The organism is Mammaliicoccus sp. A-M4 (assembly GCF_022386955.1).
Lineage (GTDB): Bacteria > Bacillota > Bacilli > Staphylococcales > Staphylococcaceae > Mammaliicoccus > Mammaliicoccus lentus.
The window spans coordinates 1-2,106 of the sequence record NZ_JAJNHH010000029.1 but is presented as its reverse complement, the minus strand read 5'-3'; the positions used below and the strand labels follow the sequence as shown (position 1 = coordinate 2,106).

General features: G+C 50.0%; 2 rRNA genes. Both read right to left on the bottom strand.

Annotated elements, in window-relative coordinates:
- Positions 1-81: ribosomal RNA gene (rrf, locus tag LQ682_RS13950) — 5S ribosomal RNA — on the bottom strand; the annotation flags it as partial.
- Between the two features lie 88 nt (positions 82-169).
- Positions 170-2,106: ribosomal RNA gene (locus tag LQ682_RS13945) — 23S ribosomal RNA — on the bottom strand; the annotation flags it as partial.

Sequence of the window (2,106 nt, the reverse complement as noted above, 5' to 3'; positions counted from 1 at the left end):
CCAACTACCATCGGCGCTAAAGAGCTTAACTTCTGTGTTCGGCATGGGAACAGGTGTGACCTCTTTGCTATCGTCACCAGACAAATAGTAAAAACTTATTAAGAATGTATTGCACATTCAAAACTAGATAGTAAGCAGATTTTACGGCTCAAAAACCGATTTTAAAAATTTGATTAAGTCTTCGATCGATTAGTATTCGTCAGCTACACACATTACTGCGCTTACACCCCGAACCTATTAACCTCATCATCTTTGAGGGATCTTATAACCGAAGTTGGGAAATCTCATCTTGAGGGGGGCTTCATGCTTAGATGCTTTCAGCACTTATCCCGTCCATACATAGCTACCCAGCTATGCCGTTGGCACGACAACTGGTACACCAGAGGTATGTCCATCCCGGTCCTCTCGTACTAAGGACAGCTCCTCTCAAATTTCCTACGCCCACGACGGATAGGGACCGAACTGTCTCACGACGTTCTGAACCCAGCTCGCGTACCGCTTTAATGGGCGAACAGCCCAACCCTTGGGACCGACTACAGCCCCAGGATGCGATGAGCCGACATCGAGGTGCCAAACCTCCCCGTCGATGTGAACTCTTGGGGGAGATAAGCCTGTTATCCCCGGGGTAGCTTTTATCCGTTGAGCGATGGCCCTTCCATGCGGAACCACCGGATCACTAAGTCCGTCTTTCGACCCTGCTCGACTTGTAAGTCTCGCAGTCAAGCTCCCTTGTGCCTTTACACTCTGCGAATGATTTCCAACCATTCTGAGGGAACCTTTGAGCGCCTCCGTTACTCTTTAGGAGGCGACCGCCCCAGTCAAACTGCCCGCCTGACACTGTCTCCCACCATGATCAAATGGTGCGGGTTAGAAAGTCAACACAGCCAGGGTAGTATCCCACCAGCGCCTCCACGTAAGCTAGCGCTCACGCTTCTAAGGCTCCTACCTATCCTGTACAAGCTGTGCCGAATTTCAATATCAGGCTACAGTAAAGCTCCACGGGGTCTTTCCGTCCTGTCGCGGGTAACCTGCATCTTCACAGGTACTATGATTTCACCGAGTCTCTCGTTGAGACAGTGCCCAAATCGTTACGCCTTTCGTGCGGGTCGGAACTTACCCGACAAGGAATTTCGCTACCTTAGGACCGTTATAGTTACGGCCGCCGTTTACTGGGGCTTCGATTCGTAGCTTCGCAGAAGCTAACCACTCCTCTTAACCTTCCAGCACCGGGCAGGCGTCAGCCCCTATACATCACCTTACGGTTTAGCAGAGACCTGTGTTTTTGATAAACAGTCGCTTGGGCCTATTCACTGCGGCTCTTCAAGGCTTGCACCTTAAAAAGCACCCCTTCTCCCGAAGTTACGGGGTCATTTTGCCGAGTTCCTTAACGAGAGTTCGCTCGCTCACCTTAGAATTCTCATCTTGACTACCTGTGTCGGTTTGCGGTACGGGCACCTATTTTCTAACTAGAGGCTTTTCTTGGCAGTGTGAAATCAACGACTCGTCGGATTCATGATCCAACTCCCCATCACAACTCAACCTTACGAGTGCCGGATTTGCCTAACACTCAGTCTTGTTGCTTGGACGTGCACTCCAACAGCACGCTTCGCCTATCCTACTGCGTCCCCCCATCGTTCAAACAATCATAGGTGGTACAGGAATATCTACCTGTTATCCATCGCCTACGCCTATCGGCCTCGGCTTAGGTCCCGACTAACCCAGAGCGGACGAGCCTTCCTCTGGAAACCTTAGTCAATCGGTGGATGGGATTCTCACCCATCTTTCGCTACTCACACCGGCATTCTCACTTCTAAACATTCCACATGTCCTTGCGATCATGCTTCAACACGTTTAGAACGCTCTCCTACCATTATCCTTACGGATAATCCACAGCTTCGGTAATATGTTTAGCCCCGGTACATTTTCGGCGCAGTGTCACTCGACTAGTGAGCTATTACGCACTCTTTAAATGATGGCTGCTTCTAAGCCAACATCCTAGTTGTCTGGGCAACGCCACATCCTTTTCCACTTAACATATATTTTGGGACCTTAGCTGGTGGTCTGGGCTGTTTCCCTTTCGACTATGGACCTTATCACCCATAGTCT